14 protein-coding genes and 1 tRNA gene are annotated in these 22,683 nt (G+C 62.0%); 13 read left to right on the forward strand and 2 right to left on the reverse strand.

What is annotated here, in order from left to right:
- The 5 genes from MRX98_RS18545 to MRX98_RS18565 form a co-directional block, all read left to right on the forward strand.
- Positions 1–297: hypothetical protein (locus MRX98_RS18545; RefSeq protein WP_246913563.1), on the forward strand; the 297-nt coding region annotated here is incomplete at its 5' end.
- 316 nt (positions 298–613) lie between these two features.
- Positions 614–2,599 (forward strand): type I restriction-modification system subunit M, encoded by a 1,986-nt coding sequence (locus MRX98_RS18550; RefSeq protein WP_246913565.1) that lies wholly within the window; start codon positions 614–616, stop codon positions 2,597–2,599.
- A 178-nt stretch (positions 2,600–2,777) separates the two neighbouring features.
- Positions 2,778–4,262: a restriction endonuclease subunit S gene (locus tag MRX98_RS18555; RefSeq protein WP_246913567.1), complete on the forward strand. Its 1,485-nt coding sequence runs from the start codon at positions 2,778–2,780 to the stop codon at positions 4,260–4,262.
- Entirely contained in the window at positions 4,259–7,270 is a 3,012-nt protein-coding gene (locus MRX98_RS18560) for a type I restriction endonuclease subunit R (protein WP_246913569.1), read from the forward strand. The genes MRX98_RS18555 and MRX98_RS18560 overlap by 4 nt, the downstream gene beginning before the upstream one ends.
- 77 nt (positions 7,271–7,347) lie before the next feature.
- Positions 7,348–7,863: a hypothetical protein gene (locus MRX98_RS18565; RefSeq protein ID WP_246913577.1), complete on the forward strand. Its 516-nt coding sequence runs from the start codon at positions 7,348–7,350 to the stop codon at positions 7,861–7,863.
- 91 nt (positions 7,864–7,954) lie between these two features.
- Here MRX98_RS18565 and MRX98_RS18570 read toward each other — a convergent pair.
- Together MRX98_RS18570 and MRX98_RS18575 are read right to left on the reverse strand one after the other, a co-directional pair.
- Positions 7,955–8,030: transfer RNA gene (locus tag MRX98_RS18570), tRNA-Phe, on the reverse strand.
- Positions 8,031–8,088: 58 nt separating this feature from the next.
- A complete protein-coding gene (locus MRX98_RS18575; RefSeq protein ID WP_246913579.1) occupies positions 8,089–8,838 on the reverse strand; it encodes a 16S rRNA (uracil(1498)-N(3))-methyltransferase in 750 nt (249 codons plus the stop codon).
- 330 nt (positions 8,839–9,168) lie between these two features.
- Here MRX98_RS18575 and MRX98_RS18580 point away from each other — a divergent pair, with 330 nt between their 5' ends.
- From MRX98_RS18580 to MRX98_RS18615, 8 genes are all read left to right on the forward strand, one after another.
- Positions 9,169–10,758 (forward strand): hypothetical protein, encoded by a 1,590-nt coding sequence (locus MRX98_RS18580; RefSeq protein ID WP_246913581.1) that lies wholly within the window; start codon positions 9,169–9,171, stop codon positions 10,756–10,758.
- A 132-nt stretch (positions 10,759–10,890) separates the two neighbouring features.
- Positions 10,891–13,557 (forward strand): valine--tRNA ligase, encoded by a 2,667-nt coding sequence (locus MRX98_RS18585; protein WP_246913596.1) that lies wholly within the window; start codon positions 10,891–10,893, stop codon positions 13,555–13,557.
- Between the two features lie 43 nt (positions 13,558–13,600).
- Positions 13,601–14,443 carry a carboxylating nicotinate-nucleotide diphosphorylase gene (gene nadC, locus MRX98_RS18590; RefSeq protein WP_246913598.1) on the forward strand — a complete coding sequence of 281 codons (843 nt, stop codon included), beginning with the start codon at positions 13,601–13,603 and terminating at the stop codon, positions 14,441–14,443.
- A 99-nt stretch (positions 14,444–14,542) separates the two neighbouring features.
- Complete coding sequence (locus tag MRX98_RS18595; protein WP_246913600.1) at positions 14,543–15,517, forward strand: rhomboid family intramembrane serine protease; 975 nt, start codon at positions 14,543–14,545, stop codon at positions 15,515–15,517.
- A 17-nt stretch (positions 15,518–15,534) separates the two neighbouring features.
- Positions 15,535–16,695: an efflux RND transporter periplasmic adaptor subunit gene (locus MRX98_RS18600; protein WP_246913602.1), complete on the forward strand. Its 1,161-nt coding sequence runs from the start codon at positions 15,535–15,537 to the stop codon at positions 16,693–16,695.
- A 3-nt stretch (positions 16,696–16,698) separates the two neighbouring features.
- Positions 16,699–19,833: an efflux RND transporter permease subunit gene (locus MRX98_RS18605; protein WP_246913604.1), complete on the forward strand. Its 3,135-nt coding sequence runs from the start codon at positions 16,699–16,701 to the stop codon at positions 19,831–19,833.
- Between the two features lie 59 nt (positions 19,834–19,892).
- On the forward strand, positions 19,893–21,374 hold the full coding sequence (locus tag MRX98_RS18610; RefSeq protein ID WP_246913612.1) for an efflux transporter outer membrane subunit: 1,482 nt from the start codon (positions 19,893–19,895) through the stop codon (positions 21,372–21,374).
- A gap of 13 nt (positions 21,375–21,387) precedes the next feature.
- On the forward strand, positions 21,388–22,677 hold the full coding sequence (locus tag MRX98_RS18615) for an efflux RND transporter periplasmic adaptor subunit (RefSeq protein ID WP_246913614.1): 1,290 nt from the start codon (positions 21,388–21,390) through the stop codon (positions 22,675–22,677).
- Positions 22,678–22,683: the final 6 nt, after the last annotated feature.

Genomic DNA, 22,683 nt, shown 5'->3' on the forward strand with positions numbered 1-22,683 from the left:
TTCACACTCAAAGTTGGCTTCGCGCGTGTCGGCATGCCCCTCGTTCCGTTCGTCCGTGTAATCCTGCACATTGTTCTGAGCCATGATATCACCTCTCGTTATGTTTTACGTTTGCTTGATTTCTGGTTGTCGTTCTTTCGTCCTGTTTTCGTCCTGCATTTGAAGCAAAAGATTAGGCGCCCGGCAGGAATTGCAATGGGAACCGGTTGGTGGCGGAATGAGGGGGTGAAACTATCCATTGGGGATTGGGGGGTTGAGGGTTGTAGATTGCTGGTTGGGGGTTGGGGGTTGGGTTGAGAATAGCGCGACGGCAAACGCGAATGGTGCCAGGGAGTGGATTGGATTGGTTGAAATGGTGCGTTGAACCACCGCCGGCGGGTGGGGCGGGGGAGCGCTGGGACCAACCTATGTGCAACCGTTCCAAGCAAATAGATGGGGCATTTGACACCCGGACGCCTATCGATTAAACCACCAACAAAGAACAATTGATATTTGTGACACCTTTCCCAACCTCGTGGATCTTTCATTCGCCCCTATGGCGGCCACTTTCGAATTGGTCTTGTTATGGCGGACAAACCCTCATTGATCGGTAACTGGAAACAAATGGAGTGTCATGGAAAAAAACCATCTCAACTGGATTGCCGGCTACATCTGGGGGATCGCCGACGACGTCCTGCGCGATCTTTATGTGCGCGGCAAATACCGCGATGTCATCCTGCCGATGACGGTCCTGCGTCGCTTCGACGCTGTGCTCGAGGGCACCAAGCAAGCCGTGCTCGACATGAAAACATCTCTCGACAATGCGGGTGTGGTTGAACAAGACCCGGCCTTGCGGGTGGCCGCCGGCCAAGCCTTTTACAACACCTCGAAGTTCACGATGCGCGATCTTAAGGCCCGCGCCAACCGTCAACAACTCAAGGCCGACTTCGAGGCCTACCTGGATGGCTTTTCCCCCAATGTGCAGGACATCCTCGACAACTTCGAGTTTCGCAATCAGATCTCGCGACTTTCCAAGGCCGACGCACTCGGCACGTTGATCGAAAAGCTCACCTCACCGGAAATCAACTTGAGTCCCGATCCGGTCACCAACGGGGATGGGTCCATCAAGCATCCCGGTCTCGACAACCATGGCATGGGCTCGATTTTCGAGGAATTGGTCCGCAAGTTCAACGAGGAAAACAACGAAGAGGCGGGCGAGCACTGGACGCCACGGGATGCCGTGCGGCTGATGGCCAAACTCATTTTGCAGCCTGTCGCCGGCGAGATCGAGTCGGGCACCTATTTGCTCTATGACGGCGCCTGCGGTACCGGCGGCATGCTGACCGTGGCCGAAGAGACGCTACAACAAATTGCCGAGGCGCACGGCAAGGAGGTGGCCACCCATCTTTACGGTCAGGAGATCAACGCCGAGACCTATGCCATCTGCAAGGCCGATCTGCTCCTCAAGGGCGAGGGGGAGGCGGCGGACAACATCGTCGGCGGCCCCGAGCACTCGACCATCTCCAACGACGCCTTCCCGTCCCACGAGTTCGATTTCATGCTCTCCAATCCGCCCTACGGCAAGAGTTGGAAAACCGACATGGAGCGCATGGGCGGCAAAAAGGACATGCGCGACCCGCGTTTTGTGATCGAGCACGCCGGCGACCCCGAATACTCGCTGGTGACGCGTTCCAGTGACGGCCAGATGCTTTTTCTGGCCAACATGCTCTCCAAGATGAAACAGAACACCCGCCTCGGCAGCCGCATTGCCGAGGTCCACAACGGCAGCTCGCTGTTCACCGGAGACGCCGGCCAGGGGGAAAGCAACATCCGTCGCTGGATCATCGAAAACGACTGGCTCGAAGCCATCGTCGCCCTGCCGCTGAACATGTTCTACAACACCGGCATCGCCACCTACATCTGGGTGCTCACTAATCGCAAACCCGCGCATCGTCAGGGCAAGGTCCAACTTATCGATGCCACCCAATGGTACCAACCCCTGCGCAAAAACCTGGGCAAGAAGAATTGCGAGCTGGGTGAAGTCGACATCCAACGCATCTGCGACACCTTTCTGGCCTTCGAGGAGACCGAGCAGAGCAAGATTTTCAACAACGCGGCGCTCGGCTACTGGAAGGTAACCGTGGAGCGCCCCTTGAGGCTTGAAGGAGCGGATCCCAATCGGGCCTACAAGCCGGCCGAAATCAAAAAACTCAAAGAAACAGGCACCCGCAGTGAGGATGCCCCGCCGGTAATCAAGAAGATTCACAAAAAAGGCACCGAACCCGACCCCTTGCGCGGCCTTTTCGAGACCACCATCGGCGGCAAGCCCGCCGTGGTCGAGTACGAACCGGACAACGATCTGCGGGACACCGAACAGATCCCGCTCATTGAGGACGGCGGCATCGAGGCCTTTTTGCGACGCGAGGTGCTGCCCCACGCACCGGACGCCTGGTATGTTCCGGACAGTGTCAAGATCGGCTACGAGATCAGCTTCACGCGCTATTTTTACAAGCCGCAGCCCATGCGTTCCCTGGAGGAGATCCGTGCCGACATACTGGCGCTTACAAAGGAAACCGATGGGCTGCTGGGCGAGATCATCGGACAACCGAGGAGTGGGTAATGCGTCAAACACCGAGCGTCATATTGGTTCGTTGCGGAAGAGTTGGCATGGTTCGTCCGTGGGATGGCCGGGATCTCGCTGAATCCATTTACCGCAATTTTGAGCGGCTTCCCGCTGAAATCCGGACACGGATTCCGTTAAGACGTGTATGGAGCCTGGTGCCGGAGGTGCCGGAATCGTGATCGTTAATCTCAAGCCATACCCTGACATGAAGAATTCCGGTGTGGAGTGGATGGGGGAGGTGCCGGCGCATTGGGAGGTGCGGCGGCTACGCAATCTCGCGGACATGCGAGTTAGCAACGTAGACAAACACACGAAGGAGGGCGAAGAGTCAGTTCGCCTTTGCAACTATGTGGATGTCTACAAGAACGACTATATACATTCAAGCATGAGCTTCATGCGAGCGACTGCAACGGAAGATGAGATAGTCCGATTCCATTTGGCCGCTGGAGACGTGCTAATCACCAAGGACTCCGAAGATTGGAAGGATATCGGCGTGCCGGCGCTGATCCTTGAATCTGCTGACGATCTAATTGCTGGCTATCACCTTGCGCTTCTTCGACCGTTCGGAGAATGGATCTGTGGCGCATATCTTTTTCGCTCCCTCCAGAGCACCAGCGCGCAGTACCAGTTTCACGTTGAGGCCAACGGCGTCACCCGCTATGGACTAACGCATGCCGCGATCAAGTCAGTTTGTTTGCCAGCCCCCCCCCTCCCCGAACAAGCCGCCATCGTCAAGTATCTGGACTATGTGGACCGACGCGTTAGACGGCTGATACGGGCCAAGCGCAAACTGATCGCGCTGCTCACCGAGCAAAAGCAGGCCATCATCCACCAGGCCGTCACCCGTGGCCTCGACCCTGACGTGCCACTGAAGGATTCTGGTGTGCAGTGGTTGGGAAAGGTGCCGGAGCATTGGGATGTAGTAAAGCTTCACAGGGTTACTATTTCGCGGTGCGATGGTCCGTTCGGATCAGCCTTGAAATCCTCGCACTACTCTGAATATGGAATTCGTGTCGTGCGTCTTCAGAATATCGGGCTTGGCGAGTTTAACAACACAGATGCGGCTTTCATTGATGAAAATTATTACAACACTTTAGGGGATCATTCAGTAATCGATGAAGATATATTAATTGCCGGCCTTGGTGATAAAAGGCATCCAGCAGGCCGGGCTTGTGTTGCACCAAAGGATATCTGCCCTGCAATGGTCAAGGCCGATTGTTTCCGTTTTCGGATAAACCAAAATAGGTGTGTTCCCAAATTCCTTGCTCTTCATCTATCCTCGACAGCAGCAGCAGCATCCGCATTATTGTCGAGAGGAGCAACCCGCCAGAGGACAAACCTCCAATTGACTGGCTTAAGAGAGGTAGCCGTTCCGAATCTTGCAGAGCAGATAGCCATAATGGACTACCTCTGCGAAGCCACCGTCTACGTCGATATGGCCATCTCTCGAACCAAGCAAGAAATCGAACTCCTCAACGAATACCGAACACGCCTGATCGCCGACGTGGTCACCGGCAAGCTCGACGTGCGCGAGGCGGCGGCCGCACTGCCCGAGGTCGATCCCCTGGCCGCGAACGACGATTTGGACAACACCCTCGACAACGACACCGCGGCTGAACTCGACGAATCGGAAGCCATCCCAATGGAGGAAGACACATGACCACCGACACCTCCGAACGTGGCCTCGAACGGCTGATCTGCACGGCGCTCACGGGCCACCCCTGCGATCCGCCCGAAGCGTACACGGCCGGCCTGGCGCCTGCGAGCTACGGCGGCGTGGGGTGGATTTGCGGCAATTCCCATGACTACGACCGGGAATATTGCCTTGACCTGGCGCAGCTCGCCGCCTTCGTCAATGCCACCCGGCCCGGGGCGGCCGAATCCCTCTCCCTGAACGAGGATGGTCCGACGCGGCGCAAGTTTCTGGCCCGCCTGCAAGGAGAAATCACCAAGCGGGGCACCATCGAGGTGCTGCGCCACGGCATCCGTCATGGCGCCCATGACCTCGATCTCTTCCATGGCACGCCATCGCCGGGCAACGAGAAGGCCGGGGTGCGCTTTGATCTGAACCGCTTCACCGTCACCCGCCAGCTCCGATACAGCCGCGATGAGACCCAGCTCGCGCTGGACATGGTGCTTTTCATCAACGGCCTTCCGGTTTTCACTTTCGAACTGAAAAACAACCTCACCAAGCAGACCGTGGCCGACGCGGTGTGGCAATACAAAAAGGACCGCAATCCCCGCGAAAAGCTCTTTGAGTTCGGCCGCTGTCTGGCGCACTTCGCCCTGGACGAAAGCGAGATCCGCTTTTGTACCCACCTCAAGGGCAAGGCTTCGTGGTTCCTGCCTTTCAACCGGGGCTGGAACGACGGCGCCGGCAATCCGCCCAATCCCCATGGCTGCAAGACCGACTATCTGTGGCGCGAGGTGCTGACCCGCGAGAGCCTGACCGACATCATCGAAAACTACGCCCAGGTGGTGGAATCCAAAGATGACCGGACGGGCAGAAAGAAACGCACCCAGATCTGGCCCCGCTACCACCAGCTCGACGTGGTCCGCAAACTTTTGGCCGACGTCGGCCGGCACGGCGCGGGCAGGCGCTACCTGATCCAGCACTCGGCGGGCAGCGGCAAGTCCAACTCCATCGCCTGGCTGGCCCACCAGTTGATCGGACGCGCAAAGGACGACGCAACCGTATTCGACTCCATCATCGTGGTCACCGACCGCATCCTGCTCGACCGTCAGATCCGCGACACCATCAAGCAATACGCCCAGGTCGGTGCCACCGTCGGACATGCGGAGCGCTCGGGCGACCTGCGACGATTCATCGAGCAAGGCAAGAAAATCATCATATCAACGGTGCAGAAGTTCCCCTTCATTCTAAGCGAGATCGGCAGCGAGCACCGCGGGCGCACCTTCGCCATCATCATCGACGAGGCCCACTCCAGCCAGGGTGGCCGCGCCAGCGCGGCCATGGCCCAGGCCCTTTCGGAGGCGGGTGAAGTGGGTGAGGAGGAGACCTTCGAGGACCAGATCAACCGCCTGATGGAATCCCGCAAACTGCTGCCCAACGCCGGCTATTTCGCCTTCACCGCGACACCCAAGAACAAGACCCTGGAGATATTCGGCGCCCCCGCCCCCCGGGCCGACGGCACCGTCCAGCACCACGCCTTTCACACCTACACCATGAAGCAAGCCATCCAGGAAGGCTTTGTTCTGGACGTGCTTGCCCACTACACCCCGGTGGCGAGCTACTACAAGCTGGCCAAGACAGTGGCGGAAGACCCTGAGTTCGACGTCAAAAAGGCCCGAAAAAAACTGCGCCGTTTTGTCGAGGGCCACGATCACGCCATCCGGCTCAAGGCCGAGATCATGGTGGATCACTTCCACGAGCAGGTGCTCGCCCAAGGGAAAATCGGCGGGCAGGCACGGGCGATGGTGGTCACCAATGGCATCGAGCGGGCCATCCAATATTACCACGCCATCGGCGACTACCTCAAAGAGCGCAAGAGCAGGATCGAAGCACTGGTCGCCTTTTCCGGCGAAAACGAGTACGGTGGGACCAAGGTCAGCGAGGCTTCGCTCAACGGATTTCCATCCGGACAGATAGCGGCCAAATTCAAAGAAGAACCCTACCGGTTCCTGGTCTGCGCCGACAAGTTTCAGACCGGGTACGACGAGCCGCTGCTGCACACGATGTACGTGGACAAAACGCTCTCCGGCATCAAGGCGGTGCAGACCCTCTCGCGCCTCAACCGGGCACACCCGAAAAAACATGACGTATTCGTGCTCGACTTTCTCAACGACGCAGACACCATCCGCGAAGCCTTCGCACCATTTTACAGGGCCACCATTCTGGCCGATGAGACCGACCCCAACAAGCTGCACGACCTGCAAGCCGACCTGGACGGCGCACAAATCTATTCGCCCGAACAGGTTGACGACTTTGTCCGGCTGTACCTTGGCGGGGCCGACCGCGAACGACTCGATCCGATCCTCGATGCCTGCGTGGCGGTCTATTTAAGCCAACTTGACGAGGATGGCCAGGTGGACTTCAAAGGCAAGGCCAAGGCCTTTGCGCGAACCTATGCGTTCCTTTCCTCGGTGCTGCCCTACACCAACGCCGGTTGGGAGAAACGCTCGATCTTTTTAAACTTCCTGGTTCCCAAATTGCCGGCGCCGCAGGAGGAGGATTTGTCCAAGGGCATCCTCGACGCCATCGACATGGACAGCTACCGGGTCGAAAAGCGGGCAATGCAGAAAATCATTCTGCCGGATGATGACGCCGAGATCGGGCCGGTGCCGACCGCCGGCGGTGGACGCCGCGCCGAGCCCGAACTGGACCGGCTTTCCAACATCATCAAGGTGTTCAACGAGCATTTCGGCGACATCCCTTGGCAGGATGCGGACCGGGTCCGACAACTCATCACGGAGACCATCCCCGCCCGGGTGGCGGCGGATACCGCCTACCGAAACGCGCAGCGGCATTCCGACAAACAGAACGCCCGCATCGAACACGACAAGGCACTGTTGCGGGTGATGACGGCGGTGATGAAGGACGACACCGAACTTTTCAAACAGTTCATGGACAACGAGGGGTTCAAACGCTGGATGGCGGAGACGGTGTTCGGCCTGACCTACGTCGCAAGTGAGGCACAAGCACCATAAAAACCTCGGACCAATATTCCGGATCACATCTTGATCAGCTCGGTGTGGGACTCGATACCACTTGAAATGATCGTAAATTGAGGGATGCCATCACTTATATCCCCGCCAAAAAGGTATGTTCCCGGAAGTATTGCAAAGGTGAAGGTACTCGAAACGTTGGTTTCATCTTCGACCATGAGCGGTCGGGTCGCATCAAGAGCGATTTCTCCAAGCTTTCTTTCGTTTGCGGGGAAAAGTTGTGGTGTGGAAATTTCCACGATCCACGTAGATACCACCCTGCGATGATCATCCAAGAAAACCATTGGGCAAGGGCATTAGGCGAATTTCAATTTGCTATCGCCGGCCTTTTTGTGGGCCTCATCTACTTTACTAATGAAAGTTTGAACTACTTTGGCGTAGCGCATTTTCGCCTCGACGGCATCATGCGATGTACCGAATTGGGATGCAATCTTATTTGCGAGATCGATATTCCCGAAGGTACCTTCTTTTTGCATTGTATTTGCCCGCCATTTTGTTTGAAATCTAAGGAAATGATGAGGTCATTATACAAATTTGTCAATATGAACCGGGAGGATTATGTGGAATGCAACTGATATCTGCTTGCCGCCCAAGATATTCTTTGTACAAAAATGTACTCATTTTAAAAACAGGGGCCGCGGGCTAACCCGTAGACCCCTGATTTTATGGTGCCGAGGGACGGAATCGAACCGCCGACACGGGGATTTTCAGTCCCCTGCTCTACCGACTGAGCTACCTCGGCATGAACCGGTAGGCTGTTGAATCGAAAGCGAGTATCTACCTAAAGGGTCGGAGGGTTGTCAAGCTATTTTTGTGCCCATGTCGCCGAACAGGTATTGCACCAGGGTGCAGGCGGCGATGGCGGCGGTCTCGACGCGCAGGATGCGCGGGCCCATCTGCACGGCTTCGAAGCCGTGGGCGCGGGCGGCTTCGTATTCGCCGGCTTCGAAGCCGCCTTCGGGGCCGATCATGATGAAGACGCTGTCGGGGCGCGGGCGGCGTTGCGGGTCGCTGAACAGGTGATCGCCCTGCACCTCCCAGAAGAACAGCTTGAGGGCGTAGGGTCGGGCCAGGGCCAGGGTTTCTTCGAAGGTGTGCACCGGCGCCACTTCCATGGGGCGTTGACGGCGGCATTGTTTGACGGCTTCGAGGGCGATTTTCTGCCAGCGGCGGCGGCGGTTGGCGGTGCGTTCGGCGTCCGGTTGGGGCACCGAGCGGCGGGCCATGAAGGGGATGAAGTGGTTGACGCCCAGCTCCACCACCTGGCGCACCAGCAGATCCATTTTTTTGTCCTTGAGATAGCTCTGGGCCAGGGCGATTTTCAGCGGGGATTCGGTGTCGACGGTGCGTTGTTCGGACAGCGCGATCCTTACCTGCCGGCGGTCCAGGGCGACGATGCGGGCGGCGTATTCGGTGCCTTGGCCGTCGAACACCACGATGGGGTCGCCCGGTTTGAGGCGCAGCACCGTTTGGATGTGGCGGGCGTCGGTGCCTTCGATGACCGGTTCGGATCGGGTGGCCTGATCGGGTGGGATGTAGAAACGGTGCATGTCCATTTTTCCTTGAATCGCTTCGAAATGAACCCCGGCTGTCCTGAATGGGTGGGTCGGACTGAATTCTCAATTTTATGAATATCTTAAGCACCAAACTGCTTGACAGTGCCGGACCGCTATGCTAATTTTTTTCGTTAAGTTGCGATCCGCGGCCTTTAACTTTCGCACGCCCATGGCCGATAGTAGGGAGAGGGCGGCGGAAACCGGGTGTGCATCGGATCGCCGGCGCCATGGATCGGCTCCTGTACGGCCGCCGGGCCCACGCCAACGAAACCGTTTGTCAGTTGCGAACCGGCGTGCGGCCCATATATCAAAGCCGGGGGATATATGGAAGAGAGCAAGCGAACGGAAAAGCGGGACGACTCTGGAAAAGAGAACCCGGACCGCGTTATCGATCTGACGTCCGACATGGCGCTGCCCAGCGACAATGGCGGCCGGATCATCGACTTGACCGAGGTGCTGTACACGCCTCCGGAGGTCGAGGCGCCGTCCGCCACGCCGGCGGTCGCAGCCACCGACGAGACCGTGGCGGCCGAACCGGCGGCGGAAACTCCCCCGTTCACCATGGAGATGGATCCGGCCCTCCCGCCGGAATTCGCCATCGACACCCGTGACGATGCGGCCGATGAGACGGCCGAGCCGGTTGCTTTTTTACAAGACCCTTTGCCCGATCCGGAACAAGGCCCGATGCCCGCGACGGGGGTTGATGAGGCCTCGCCGCCGCTTGACGCATCGCCGCTGCCGACCGTGGCAGTGGACGATGAACCGACGGCGACCACGGAGGCCTCGCCCCCGCCGGAAGCCGCGGCCCCGGCCGAATCGCCGGAAGCACCCACCGCTGAGCAACCCCCGGAAGAGGAAATCATCGACCTCGGGGATGTCGCCCCCCCTGAGACCCATGGGGCCGCGGACGACGCGCTGCCGGATGAGGAGATCATCGAATTGACCGACATCGTTTCGCCGGAGGAGCTGGCACGCATCGCGGCGGCGGCGACTTTACCGGATGAGGAAGAGATCATCGAGTTGACCGATGTGGTGCCGCCGGAAGAGCTGGAGGGCATCATGCAGGATCTCTCCCTGGCGGAAGAGGACGCGCCCATCCAACTGACCGACATCGTCACGCCGGAGGAGCTGGCCCGCATCGCCGAGGAGGCGGCACAGGACCAGGAAGCGGATGAACCGGTCCTGGAGTTGACCGACATCATCGCGCCGGTTGAAGATTCGGCGGCTTTGGATACCGATGCCGGCGATCCACCCGCCATTGATTGGATGGAAGCCGACCGCGCAACGGAAATGGCGGCGGAAACGGAATTCGGCGATACGGCGGCAGCCGATGACATGGAGGGCCCTGTTGCGGACGCACCCGAGGCGGCTTCGACGGTGGAAGCAGAACCGGCCGCCATGACGCCGGAGCCGGTGCAGCCCGGTGACTGGATCGGCGCCGAAATGGACGAAACGCCCGCGGCGATTGAAGAAGATCCCACCGAAGTGACCGACGAAGCCCCGGCGCTGGACCTGGGGCAGCTACAACCGGGCGACTGGTTGGACGATGACCCCGAGGCGGATGAGGAGCGCGTGATTCGTCTGGACACGGTGTTGGAACGCATGCGGCGGCACGAACAGCGTCTGTCCGACGACATCACCCAGGGGATCGAAACGGAACTGCAACGCCAGGGCTGGGCGGGCGACGAAGCCGGTGCGGAGGCCGAAACCGCTGCGGATGAGCGTGCAACGGCGGCCCAAGCGCCCACCGAGATCAACGCTGCGGCTTTGGAAAGGGCCATCGAGCGGGTGATCCGCACCCAGTATGCCCAAACCATCGAAAAAACCATCGCCACCGTGGTGGAGCAGGTGGTTACCCGCGAGATGGGGCGTATCCGGCAGGAGTTGCTGGAAGAGGAGGGGCCGCAAGAGTAGGGGGCACACAAAAGAGGCTTGATTTTTCATGGGGATTATTGGTTATAATCCCCTTTTTCTATTTTCAACCCTCCCCGGGTCGGCGGAAAGCGCGCGGACCGACGGGGCCGAGTGGCGCATGGAGCGGGTCTTATGAGCAGCAAGGTATTGGACAAGGGGTACGAACCCCGGCAAGTGGAGCGGCACTGGTACGCGTTCTGGGAACGGGAAGGCCATTTCGCGGCCGCGGACAGCGATGGGCGACCGGCTTTTTCCATTGTGATTCCGCCTCCCAATGTCACCGGCGTGTTGCACATGGGGCATGCCCTGAACAACACCTTGCAGGACATTCTGTGCCGTTACCACCGTTTGAAAGGGCACAATGTGCTCTGGATGCCGGGCACGGACCATGCGGGCATCGCCACCCAGAATGTGGTGGAGCGGCAGTTGGCCGCGGAGGGCCGCGACCGCCACTCCCTGGGGCGTGAGAAATTCATCGAGGCGGTGTGGCAATGGCGGGAAAAGTCGGGCAGCGCCATCATCAACCAGCTCAAGCGGCTGGGCGCCTCCTGCGACTGGCAGCGGGAGCGCTTCACCATGGACGAGGGGCTGTCCCTGGCCGTGCGCACCGTTTTCGTCCAGTTGTACGAGCAGGGGCTGATCTACCGCGGCCTTTACATCACCAACTGGTGTCCCCGCTGCCGCACGGCCCTTTCCGATTTGGAAGTGGAGCACGAGGAGCTGGACGGTCATCTCTACCGGATCCGTTATCCCTTCGCCCGGGGCGAAGGCGGGCTGGTGGTGGCCACCACGCGCCCCGAGACCATGCTGGGGGACACCGCCGTGGCGGTGCACCCCGAGGACGAGCGCTATGCCGACCTGCCGGCCGACAGCGTCATCCTGCCCCTTGTGGAGACCGAAATCCCCATCATCCGCGACACCTATGTGGATCGCGCCTTCGGCACCGGCGCCCTGAAGGTGACCCCGGCCCACGATCCCAATGACTTCGAACTCGGCCGGCGCCACGACCTGCCCAGCAACAAGGTGATCGCCGACGACGGCACCATGACCCCCGCGGCGGGCCGTTTCCAGGGCATGGACCGTTTCGCCTGCCGCGAAGCGGTGGTGGCTGCCCTGCGGGAAAGGGGGCTGCTGCTGGGCATGGAACCCCACAAGCACGGCGTGGGCCACTGCTACCGCTGCAAAAGCGTGGTGGAGCCCAACCTTTCGCGCCAGTGGTTCGTCAAGGTCAAGCCCCTGGCCGAACCGGCCATCCGGGCGGTGGAAAACGGCGACACGCGCATCATTCCCGAAAGCTGGGCCAAGACCTATTTCGATTGGATGTACAACATCAAGGATTGGTGCATTTCGCGCCAGATCTGGTGGGGCCACCAGATCCCGGCCTGGACCTGCGGCGCCTGCGCGCAATTGACCGTGGCCATGGAGACCCCGGCGCGTTGCCCGGCCTGCGGCGGCAGCGATCTGACCCAGGAGACCGATGTGCTGGACACCTGGTTCAGTTCGGCCCTGTGGCCCTTCTCAACAATGGGATGGCCCGAACAAACGCTGCTGCTCAAGACCTTCTACCCCACTTCGGTGCTGGTGACCGGCTTCGACATCCTCTTTTTCTGGGTGGCCCGCATGATGATGATGGGCTTGCACTTCATGGGCGAGGTGCCGTTCCGCGACGTTTACGTGCATGCCCTGGTGCGGGACGAAGAGGGCAAGAAGATGAGCAAATCCAAGGGCAACGTGATCGACCCTCTGGATGTGATCGACACCTACGGCACCGATGCCTTCCGCTACACCCTGGCCGCCTTCGCCGCCCAGGGGCGGGACGTGCGTTTGTCGGAAAAGCGGGTGGAGGGGTACCGCCACTTCATCAACAAGCTGTGGAACGCCGCCCGCTTCGCCTTGATGCACCTGGAGCGCGGCTACGATGCCGGCGACCCGGCGGCGGCGCCGGCCTTGCCGGATCGCTGGATCCTGGCGCGCCTGCGCCGCACCGTGGCACAGGTGGCCGAGGCCCTGGACACCTACAAGTTCAACGAGGCGGCCGGAGCGGCCTACCAATTCGTGTGGCACGAGTTCTGTGACTGGTACCTGGAGGCCGCCAAACCCGCCCTTTACGGCGAGGATGCGCCGGAGGCCCGGGAAGCCTCCCGCCGGGTGCTCTGGCACGTGTTGCGCGACACCCTGGTGTTGCTGCACCCCTTCGCCCCCTTCGTGACCGAGGAGATCTGGGACAAGCTGCCGGGTACCAGCGGCTCGATCATGCAGGCCGCCTTTCCCGCCGCGGCGGACGCCGGCGACGACACCCCCACCGAAGCCGAAACCCAAATGGCCCTGGTCATGTCGTTGGTGACCGCCATCCGCAACGTTCGCGGTGAAATGAACATCGCGCCGGCCGCCCAACTGCACGTCACGGTGCAAAGCGCCGACGAGGCCGTGCGCGCCGTGGTGGCACAGCGCCGGGCCATCGTGATCAACCTGGCGCGCCTGGCCGATGTGACGGTGGGCGCACCGGGTGAGCGTTCGGCCACGGCGGCCACGGCCATCGTCGGTGACTGCGAACTGCTGGTGGAGCTCAAGGGGGTCATCGATTTCGCCCAGGAGGCCCAGCGTTTGGAAAAGGAACTGGGCAAATTGAACAAGGACCTGAGCGCCATCAATAAAAAGCTGAACAACGACAGCTTCCTGGAGAAGGCCCCGCCGGCGGTGGTGGCCGAAGTCAAGGAGAAACAGGCGCTGCTGTCCGAAAAGCAGGACAAATTGAACGCCACCCTGGCGCGGGTGACGGCGTTTCAGAGGCAAGGCTGAGCGCGGTCCGGCAAGGAAACAACGGGGCATGGGAGGTGTGGGCATGCGGGGTTTGACAATGACCGCGGCGGTGCGGCGGTTGGTGGATCTGGCCTTGGAAGAGGATATCGGCAGCGGCGACATCACCACCGATGCCCTGGTGCCCCCCGAGGCGCGCGCCGCGGCGACCATCATCGCCAAGGAGCCCCTGGTGGTGGCCGGCCTGGATGTGGCCCGTTATGTGTTCCGGCAGTTGGATCCGGCCATCCGCTTCGACTCCCCAACGGCCGATGGCACAGCAGTGGAAAAGGGACAGGTGGTCGTGCAACTCCAAGGGCAACTGGCCGCCCTGCTCACCGCCGAACGCACGGCCCTCAACTTCTTGCAACGGCTCTCGGGCATCGCCACCCAGACCCGCGCCTACACCGCCCTGTTGGGCGACAGCAGCACGCGCCTGGTGGACACGCGCAAAACGACACCGGGCTGGCGGGTATTGGAAAAGTACGCCGTACGGGTGGGCGGCGCGGCCAACCATCGCATGGGCCTTTTCGACGGGGTGCTGATCAAGGACAACCACATCGCCGCCTGCGGCGGCATCGCGACGGCGGTGCAGCGCATTCGCGCCGCCCACTCCCACCTGAGCAAAATCGAGGTGGAGGCCGCCAACCTGGATGAGGTGCGGCAAGCCCTGGACGCCGGTGCCGATGTGATCATGCTGGACAACATGGGTCCGCCCGCCATCCGCGAGGCCACGGCGCTGATCGCCGGCCGGGCCCTGGTGGAGGTGTCGGGCGGCGTGACGGCCGAGAACCTGCGCGCGCTGGCGGCGGCCGGGGTGGACCTGATCTCGGTGGGCGCCTTGACCCACTCCGCCCGGGCCGTCGATCTGAGCATGAACATCGAATAGCAGTGCTGCATTGAACGCGATGGCATTGCGCACGCTGCCACGGTTGGTAATGCGTGCCCTCGACCCTGATTATTTTCAGCCCTTTGTGGCGCAGACGATATGATTCCCATTCGCGACACCACCCCGTCCCGCAATGTCCCGGTGGTCAACAACGTGTTGATCGGGATCAATGTGGTGGTGTTTTTGGTGCAGACGATGATGCCCGAACCGGTGATCGAGCGCTTCATCTTCACCTTCGGCCTGGTGCCGGCGCGCTACACCCTGGATCGTCTGGCCGAACACTTCTCCTTGGGCCAACAGATCTTCTCCTGGTTCTCCTTCATGTTTCTGCACGGGGGGTTTCTGCACATCCTCGGCAACATGTGGTCCCTGTATATCTTCGGCGACAATGTGGAGGACCGCCTGGGGCCGTTGCGCTACCTGATCTTCTACCTGCTGTGCGGCCTCGCTTCGGGGGTTTCCCACTTCGCCCTCAATGCCGGCTCCGCCGTGCCCGTCATCGGCGCCAGCGGCGCAATCGCCGGCGTGATGGGGGCCTATTTTCTGCTGCACCCCCACTCCCGCATCCTGACCTTGATTCCGATTCTCTTCTTTCCACTGTTTGTGGAGATTCCAGCCTATTTCTTTCTGGGCATCTGGTTTCTGCTGCAATTTCTCAACGCGGCGGCCGCCGGTGCTGGTGCGGCCGGCGGTGTGGCCTGGTGGGCGCACATCGGCGGTTTTCTCTTCGGCATGCTGTTCCTCAAGCTGTTCGACGCCCTGCCCCATGCCGGTGTAACCCGTCGGATGCGCCCGCTGACCGCCCGCAAGCACAGCCATCGGCTACAGGTGGCGCGGCCCGATCGCTCGGAGCGCGCCGCCGACATCCATGCCACCATCGCCATCTCGCCTTACGAGGCCCTGGTGGGCACCCGCAAACTGGTCACCATCCCCACGGGGCTGCAGCGGCGCATCTTCCGGGTCAACGTGCCGCCGGGCATGGAGCAAGGCAAGGTGCTGCGCCTCAAAGGCCAGGGCAAGGTGGGCGCCGACGGCACCCGGGGCGACGTGCTGCTCAAGATCGTTATCCAATAGCGTAAAGGATGCCCCTCATGTCCATTTCTTTTGCCCCGATGTTCTCCCCTATCCGTTCCAAGCGTCCTGCTTGCATGCGCGGGCGGCGCCGCTGGCCCTTGCCGATCCTCATGATGGCGTTCGTGCTTCTGGTTGTGGGCTTGCCTCCCGCGCTGTGGGCCGCCCCACCGGCCGTGGTGGTCATGTCCGTGGAAGAGGCGGCGGTCAACCCGCCGGCCGAGTATGTCGGACGCACGGAAGCGATCCAGGCGGTGGACCTGCGGGCCCGGGTGGAAGGGTTCCTGGAACAGGTGGCCTTTCGGGAAGGTGCCGATGTCCAGACCGGCGACCTGCTGTTCGTCATCGAGCCGGCACCTTACCGTGCCGGGCTACGGGAGGCGGAAGCCCGGGTGGCGGAAGCCGAGGCGAACCATGTGATGGCGCAACAACGCCTTGGTCGACTCCAGGCGGTGCGCACCGGGGGGGTGTCCGCCACCGACCTGGAGACCGCCACCAGCAATGAGCGCCAGGCGAATGCGCGACGCCAGGAGGCCGAGGCCGCTCTGGAAACGGCCCGTTTGAACCTGGCATACACCACCGTTCGCGCTCCCATCAGCGGGCGCATCGGCCGCGCCGCTTACACCCGGGGAAACCTGGTGGGACCGGCATCCAACGCGCTTGCCCGCATTGTCCAGATCGATCCCATCCGGGTGGTCTACGCGGTGAACGAATCCGATCTGCAGTCCCTGCGCCCGGACGGCGCCCACAGAGGTTGGGTCTCCCGTTTGCGCTTGCCCGACAACACCGAATATCCACTGGCCGGCCGTTTCGATTTCATCGACAACCAGGTGGACCCCGACACCGGCACCATCGCCGTGCGGGCGGTGTTCGACAATCCCCAAGGGCTGCTGCTGCCCGGACAATTTGTCACGGTTCAAAATCGCCGGCCGACACCGGCGCATTTGCCGGTGGTCCCCCAGTCGGCGGTCCAGGCCGATCGCGAAGGCCGTTATGTGTTCGTGGTCGATGAGCGGAACCGGGCGCAACTGCGCCGCATTACCATCCGGACCGCCATGGGCACCCAATGGGTCGTGGAAAACGGCCTGACCGCAGGCGAAACCATCGTGGTCCAGGGCGTTCAGAAGGTGACCCCGGGCATGGAAGTGACGCCCAGTCGTGCTGCTTCCGCCAAGGAGTAACCCATGATCTCCAATATCTTCATCGAGCGGCCGCGGCTGGCCCTGGTTGTCTCCATCATCCTCACCCTGGCCGGCGTCCTCGCCCTGCTCAATATTCCCATCGCCCAGTTTCCGCCCATCACGCCGCCGGAGATCCGCGTGACCGCGGTCTACCCCGGCGCCGGCGCCGAAGTGGTGGCCGCCACCGTGGCCGCACCCATTGAGGCCGAAGTAAACGGTGTGGATGACATGCTCTACATGTCCTCCACCAGCGCCAACAACGGCAGCTACTCCTTGAGCATCACTTTCGCCGTGGGCACCGACCCCAACATCGCCCAAGTCAACGTCCAGAACCGTGTGCAGCAGGCGGCACCCAAACTGCCCAGCGAGGTGACCGACCAGGGCGTCTCGGTGCGCAAGCGCTCCTCGGACATCCTGGCATTGATGAGCTTCTACTCCCCCGGAGGCACCCGGGATGCCCTTTATTTGAGCAACTTTGCCGGCATCAACGTCAAAGACGCCCTCACGCGGCTGACGGGGGTCAGCGAGGCCTTCATTTTCGGCGCACAAGATTACAGCATGCGGGTCTGGATGGACCCCGAACGGCTCACCGCACTCCGGATGACCGACGAAGACGTCATCGCCGCCATCCGCCGCCAGAACATCCAGGCCGCCGCCGGCGCCGTGGGTGCCGCCCCCACCGGAGACAGCCAGCAGGTGCAATACACTCTGCAGGCCCGGGGCCGCCTGGAAACACCCGCGGATTTCGAAAACATTGTCTTGCGCAGCGGCGACAGCGGCGGCCTGGTCCGCCTGCGGGACGTGGCCCGGGTGGAATTGGGCGCCTCGTCATATTCGGCCCGTTCCACCCTCAACGGCGCACCGGCGGTGAACATGGCGGTTTACCAGAGCGTGGGCACCAATGCCCTGGAAGCGATGGAAGCCATACGGGCGGAAATGCAACGACTGGCGGAGCGCTTCCCCGAAGATGTGGAATATCGCCTGGTGTACGACACAACCGAGTATGTGCGCTCGGTCATCCGGGAGATCATCATCACCCTGTTGATCACCTTCTGCCTGGTGGTGGGCGTCACCTTTCTGTTTTTACAGGATTGGCGGGCCACCCTGATCCCCTCCCTGACCATCCCGGTATCGCTGATCGGCACCTTTGCTGTTCTTCTGGCCATGGGGTTCAGCGCCAACACCCTGACCCTTTTCGCCCTCATCCTGGCCATCGGGCTGGTGGTGGACGATGCCATCGTGGTGGTGGAAAATGTGCAGCGGGTGATGGTGGAAGAGCAACTCAGCCCCAAAGCGGCCTCTGTAAAGGCCATGGGACAGGTCACCGGACCGATCATCGCCACCACCCTGGTGATGATGGCGGTCTTCGTGCCGGTGGGATTCCTGCCCGGCATCACCGGGCAGCTCTACAAGCAATTCGCCGTCACCATCACCACGGCGGTGCTCTTCTCGGCCTTCAACGCTTTGACACTGAGCCCGGCCTTGTGCGCCATTTTGCTGCGTCCCCCCCAGGAAATTCGCCGGGGGCCGCTGGCCATCTTCTTCCGCGGCATTGTCATTTCCCGCCGTTGGTATGTGAATATCGCCGGCGTTTTGGTCCGGCGACTGGCGCTGGCCCTGGTACTGGTGATAACGGTGATTGCCGCCGCAGCGTTAATGTGGAACAGCCTCTCGCGCAGTTTTCTGCCCAGCGAAGACCAGGGGTCCTTCTATCTCAATATCCAGTTGCCCGAATCGGCGGCCTTGCACCGCACGCAACAGGTGATGGCCCGGGTATCCGCCATTCTGAACGAAACCCCCGGAGTGGCCGATGTGATCACGGTAAGCGGTTTCAGCATCATCAGCGGCGCCAGCGAAAATGTGGGGTTCGGCCTGGTGGTGCTCGATCCCTGGCGTCGCCGCGAGACTGCCGAACTGCAAATCCAGAACATGATCAACAGGGTGCGGGAGGAGCTGGCCGCCCTGCCCGAAGCCATTATTCTCGCCTTCAACCCACCGGCGATCCGTGGTCTGGGCAGTACCGGCGGATTCGATATGCGGCTCCAGGCGCTCGGCAGTCAGACACCCCAAGAACTGGCGGCGGCCACCCGCGCCCTTGTGGTGGCCGCGAACCAGGACCCGGCCCTGCGGGCGGTATTCTCCACTTACTCCGCCGATGTGCCCCAGTTGTTTCTGGACCTGGACCGCACCAAAGCCGAAACCTTGAAGGTGCCGGTCAGCAGCGTCTTTTCCACCCTGCAGTCCCATTTGGGGTCGCGCTTCGTCAACGACTTCAACCTGTTCAGCCGGGTTTACCAGGTCAAGGTGCAGGCGGATGACCCGTTCCGCAACTCGGCGGCGGATATCGGCCGGCTTCACGTGCGCAGTACCGATGGCCACATGGTCCCCATCAGCAGCCTGGCCACCATCTCAACCGTGCTCGCCCCGCAGATCGTGACGCGCTACAATCAGTTCACCAGCGCCCAGATCAATGGCGAGGCGGCCATGCGCGTCAGCTCGAACGATGCCATGGCGGCCATGGCCGAAGTGGCCGCCCGCACCTTGCCCGAAGGCTATGCCTACCAGTGGTCGAGCCTCTCCTTCCAGGAGCAGCAAACCGGCGGACAGGGCCCGCTTCTGCTGGGTTTGGCGTTGATTTTCGGATATCTTTTCCTGGTGGGCAAATATGAAAGCTGGACCACTCCCCTGGCAGTGATCGTTTCCATCTCGGTGGCCACCCTGGGGGCGCTGGTGGGCATATGGGTGGCGGGCCTCGATCTGAGCATTTACGCCCAGATCGGGATGGTCCTGCTGGTGGCCCTGGCCAGCAAGAACGCCATCCTCATCGTGGAATTCGCCAAAACCGAGCGCGAGGCGGGCCACTCGATCGCCGACGCGGCCCTCAATGGTGCCCGTATCCGCTACCGGGCGGTGTTGATGACCGCCTTTTCCTTTATCATGGGGGTGCTGCCCATGGTGCTGGCCACCGGTGCCGGCGCCAACAGCAGACGGGCCATCGGCACCACGGTTTTTTCCGGCATGCTGGCGGCCACGCTGCTGGGCATCTTCCTGATCCCGGCGCTGTTTGCCATTTTCCAAAGCGTGCGTGAACGGATCCACGCCCACCGGAACCGAGCCCGGTATCATGCCGCGCCCTGATGTAGACTTTTCATTCGCTTGTCCCGTCATTGCGTGTTTGAAACGAAGAGGATTCCCCGATGCATAGACCGTACCCGTTGCCCACCCAATCCCGTCAACGCCACATCGCGGCGTCGCTGGTCGTCCTTTGGGCCCCGCTGCTGTTTTGGGCGTGTGCGGCCGTGGGGCCTGATTATGCAGCCCCGCCCACGGATGTGCCGTCCCACTGGCACGCCGCCATGGCCGATGGACTGGTGCCGGCCCCCGCCGATGCGGACACTCTGGCTCAATGGTGGACCACCCTGGAAGATCCCCTGCTCACCGACTTGATTCAACGCGCCGTGGCGGACAACATCGATCTGCGCACCGCCCGGGCGCGGGTGCGGGAAGCCCGGGCCCGCCGGGGTATCAGCCGGGCCGGGCGCTTTCCTACCCTGGACGCATCCGGCGCCTACACCCGTAGCGGCAGCACCGATGCCGACGGATCGACCCGGGAGACCGATCTTTACTCGGTGGGCCTGGACGCCGGATGGGAGGTGGATATATTCGGCGGTACGCGCCGCTCGGTGGAGGCCGCCGATGCCGATCTGGACGCCAGCCAGGAAGATCTGAGCCATGTTCTGGTCACCCTCTCGGCCGAAGTGGCGCTCAATTATGTCGAACTGCGCACTTTGCAAGCGCGCATCACGGTGGCCGAAGCCAATCTCGAATCCCAGGAGGAGACCTACATCCTGGCCCGCTCCCGCTACGAGGCGGGCCTCACCGATGAATTGGCGGTGCAGAGTGCCCTGTACAACCTTGCCGGCACCCGCAGCCAGATACCGACCCTGCAAAGCAACCTGGAGAGCACCCTCAACCGCTTGGCGGTTCTGTTGGGCCAGGCCCCGGGCACGCTGCATCCGGAACTCGTCCCATCGCAAGCGATCCCGGTACCGCCGGCCACGGTGGCCGTGGGAGTTCCGGCCGACACCGTACGCCAGCGCCCCGATGTGCGCCGGGCCGAGCGGCAGCTGGCGGCCCAGACCGCCCGCATCGGTGTGGCCACGGCCGAACTCTATCCCAAACTCAGGCTCCTGGGGGCCATCGGCTACGATGCCCCGGCCCTGGGCGATCTACTGGACAGCACGCGCCTGGCCTGGCGTTTGGGGCCAAGGATCAGTTGGCGGTTGTTCGAGGGCGGCGCCATCCGGCAAAACATCGAAGTGCGATCGGCGTTGCAGGAGCAGGCCCTGCACCAGTATCGGGCCATCCTGCTGGCCGCGCTGGAGGAAGCAGAAAATGTACTGACCGCCTACGTGAGCGAGCAACTGCGCCGGGAAGCCCTCGTCCAGGCCAACGAAGCGGCCGAAGTGGCGTTTCAGCTGGCCCGGGACCAATATGAGGCCGGCCTTGTGGACTTCACGACGGTGCTGGTGGCCCAACGGTCGCTGCTCTCGTTCCAGGATCAATTGGCCCGGAGCGAGGGCACCGTCACCAGCAACATGGTGCGCCTCTATAAAGCGATGGGAGGGGGCTGGCGGGATCAGGAGGTGGTGGTAACGTATGGTGATGAGGACAGATGAGGGAATCGACGACATGAGCACAGCGAGCAATGCGAATACGGAGGATATCGGCCGGACCATTGGACTGGGAAATGGCGGTAAGAGCAGGCACCGTTGGGTCAGGTGGCTGGTGGGTGCTGTACTCATGGCGTTGGTGGTCGCGGGGGTGCTGTTTTGGTTGGGACGCGACGGACAGAAGGCACTGCAGTACCGCACCGCCGAAGTGCGCCGGGGGGCGTTGACGGTGACCGTGACGGCCACGGGTAATCTGGCGCCCACCAACGAAGTGGAAGTGGGCAGCGAGTTGTCGGGCATCGTCCAGGATGTACTGGCCGATTTCAACGCCACCGTCACTGTGGGGCAGCCCCTGGCGCGCCTGGATGCCACCAAGTTCGAAGCCGTGGTGATGCAATCCCGGGCCGCCCTGGCATCGGCCCGCGCGCGTCTCCAGCAAGCCAAAGCCACCTCGAGCCAAGCGGAGCAGGGTTTGACGCGGTTGCGGCGGGCCCATGCACTGACCGGCGGGCGGGCGCCCTCGGCGGGCGAACTGGAAGCCGCCGAGGCGGACCTGGAACGGGCCCGGGCCGATGTGGCCGCCGCGCTGGCGGCCATCGACCAGGCCCAAGCCAATCTCCGGGTGGACGAGACCAACCTGGCCAAAACCACCATCTTTTCCCCCATCGACGGCACCGTGTTGCAGCGCAACGTGGATCCGGGCCAAACCGTTGCCGCCTCCCTGCAGGCGCCGGTGCTCTTCCTGCTGGCCGAGGACTTGACCCGCATGGAGTTGCAAGTGGATGTGGACGAAGCCGACGTGGGGCGGGTCCGGGAGGGACAGTCGGCCACTTTCACCGTTGACGCCTATCCTCAACGCACCTTCAGCGCCCGTATCACCCAGGTGCGGTATGGTTCCCAATTCACCGACGGCGTGGTCACCTACACCACCTTGCTGGATGTGGCCAACCCCGATCGGCTGTTGCGGCCGGGCATGACGGCCACGGCCGAAATCGTGGTCGAGCAGGTGGACGACGCCCTGCTGGTGCCCAACAGCGCCTTGCGCTTCAGCCCGCCCCAAGAGGGTGCCCGGGCGGACGGGCGCGGGGTGATGGGCATGATCATGCCCGGCCCGCCGCGCCGCCGCGCCGGCCGACCGGAAGTGCAAACCCAACCCGGCACGGCCCAGCAGCAGGTGTGGCGTGTGCAAAACAACCAACCGGTCCCGCTGCAAGTGTTCACCGGGCCCACCGACGGCATCTCCACCGTGGTCACCGATGGCGACCTGCAACCGGGCATGGCGGTGATTGTCGGCACCGTTTTGCGATGAGGCGCG

The organism is Desulfatitalea alkaliphila (assembly GCF_022968795.1).
Classification (GTDB): Bacteria; Desulfobacterota; Desulfobacteria; order Desulfobacterales; family Desulfosarcinaceae; genus Desulfatitalea; species Desulfatitalea alkaliphila.

Excerpts from the sequence above, each read along its gene's own strand:
- MRX98_RS18610 (WP_246913612.1), top strand. The coding sequence starts at position 19,893 with ATGCATAGACCGTACCCGTTGCCCACCCAATCCCGTCAACGCCACATC.
- MRX98_RS18585 (WP_246913596.1), top strand. The coding sequence starts at position 10,891 with ATGAGCAGCAAGGTATTGGACAAGGGGTACGAACCCCGGCAAGTGGAG.
- MRX98_RS18560 (WP_246913569.1), top strand. The coding sequence starts at position 4,259 with ATGACCACCGACACCTCCGAACGTGGCCTCGAACGGCTGATCTGCACG.
- MRX98_RS18580 (WP_246913581.1), top strand. The coding sequence starts at position 9,169 with ATGGAAGAGAGCAAGCGAACGGAAAAGCGGGACGACTCTGGAAAAGAG.
- MRX98_RS18550 (WP_246913565.1), top strand. The coding sequence starts at position 614 with ATGGAAAAAAACCATCTCAACTGGATTGCCGGCTACATCTGGGGGATC.
- MRX98_RS18600 (WP_246913602.1), top strand. The coding sequence starts at position 15,535 with ATGTCCATTTCTTTTGCCCCGATGTTCTCCCCTATCCGTTCCAAGCGT.
- nadC (WP_246913598.1), top strand. The coding sequence starts at position 13,601 with ATGCGGGGTTTGACAATGACCGCGGCGGTGCGGCGGTTGGTGGATCTG.
- MRX98_RS18615 (WP_246913614.1), top strand. The coding sequence starts at position 21,388 with ATGAGCACAGCGAGCAATGCGAATACGGAGGATATCGGCCGGACCATT.
- MRX98_RS18605 (WP_246913604.1), top strand. The coding sequence starts at position 16,699 with ATGATCTCCAATATCTTCATCGAGCGGCCGCGGCTGGCCCTGGTTGTC.
- MRX98_RS18595 (WP_246913600.1), top strand. The coding sequence starts at position 14,543 with ATGATTCCCATTCGCGACACCACCCCGTCCCGCAATGTCCCGGTGGTC.
- MRX98_RS18575 (WP_246913579.1), bottom strand. The coding sequence starts at position 8,838 with ATGCACCGTTTCTACATCCCACCCGATCAGGCCACCCGATCCGAACCG.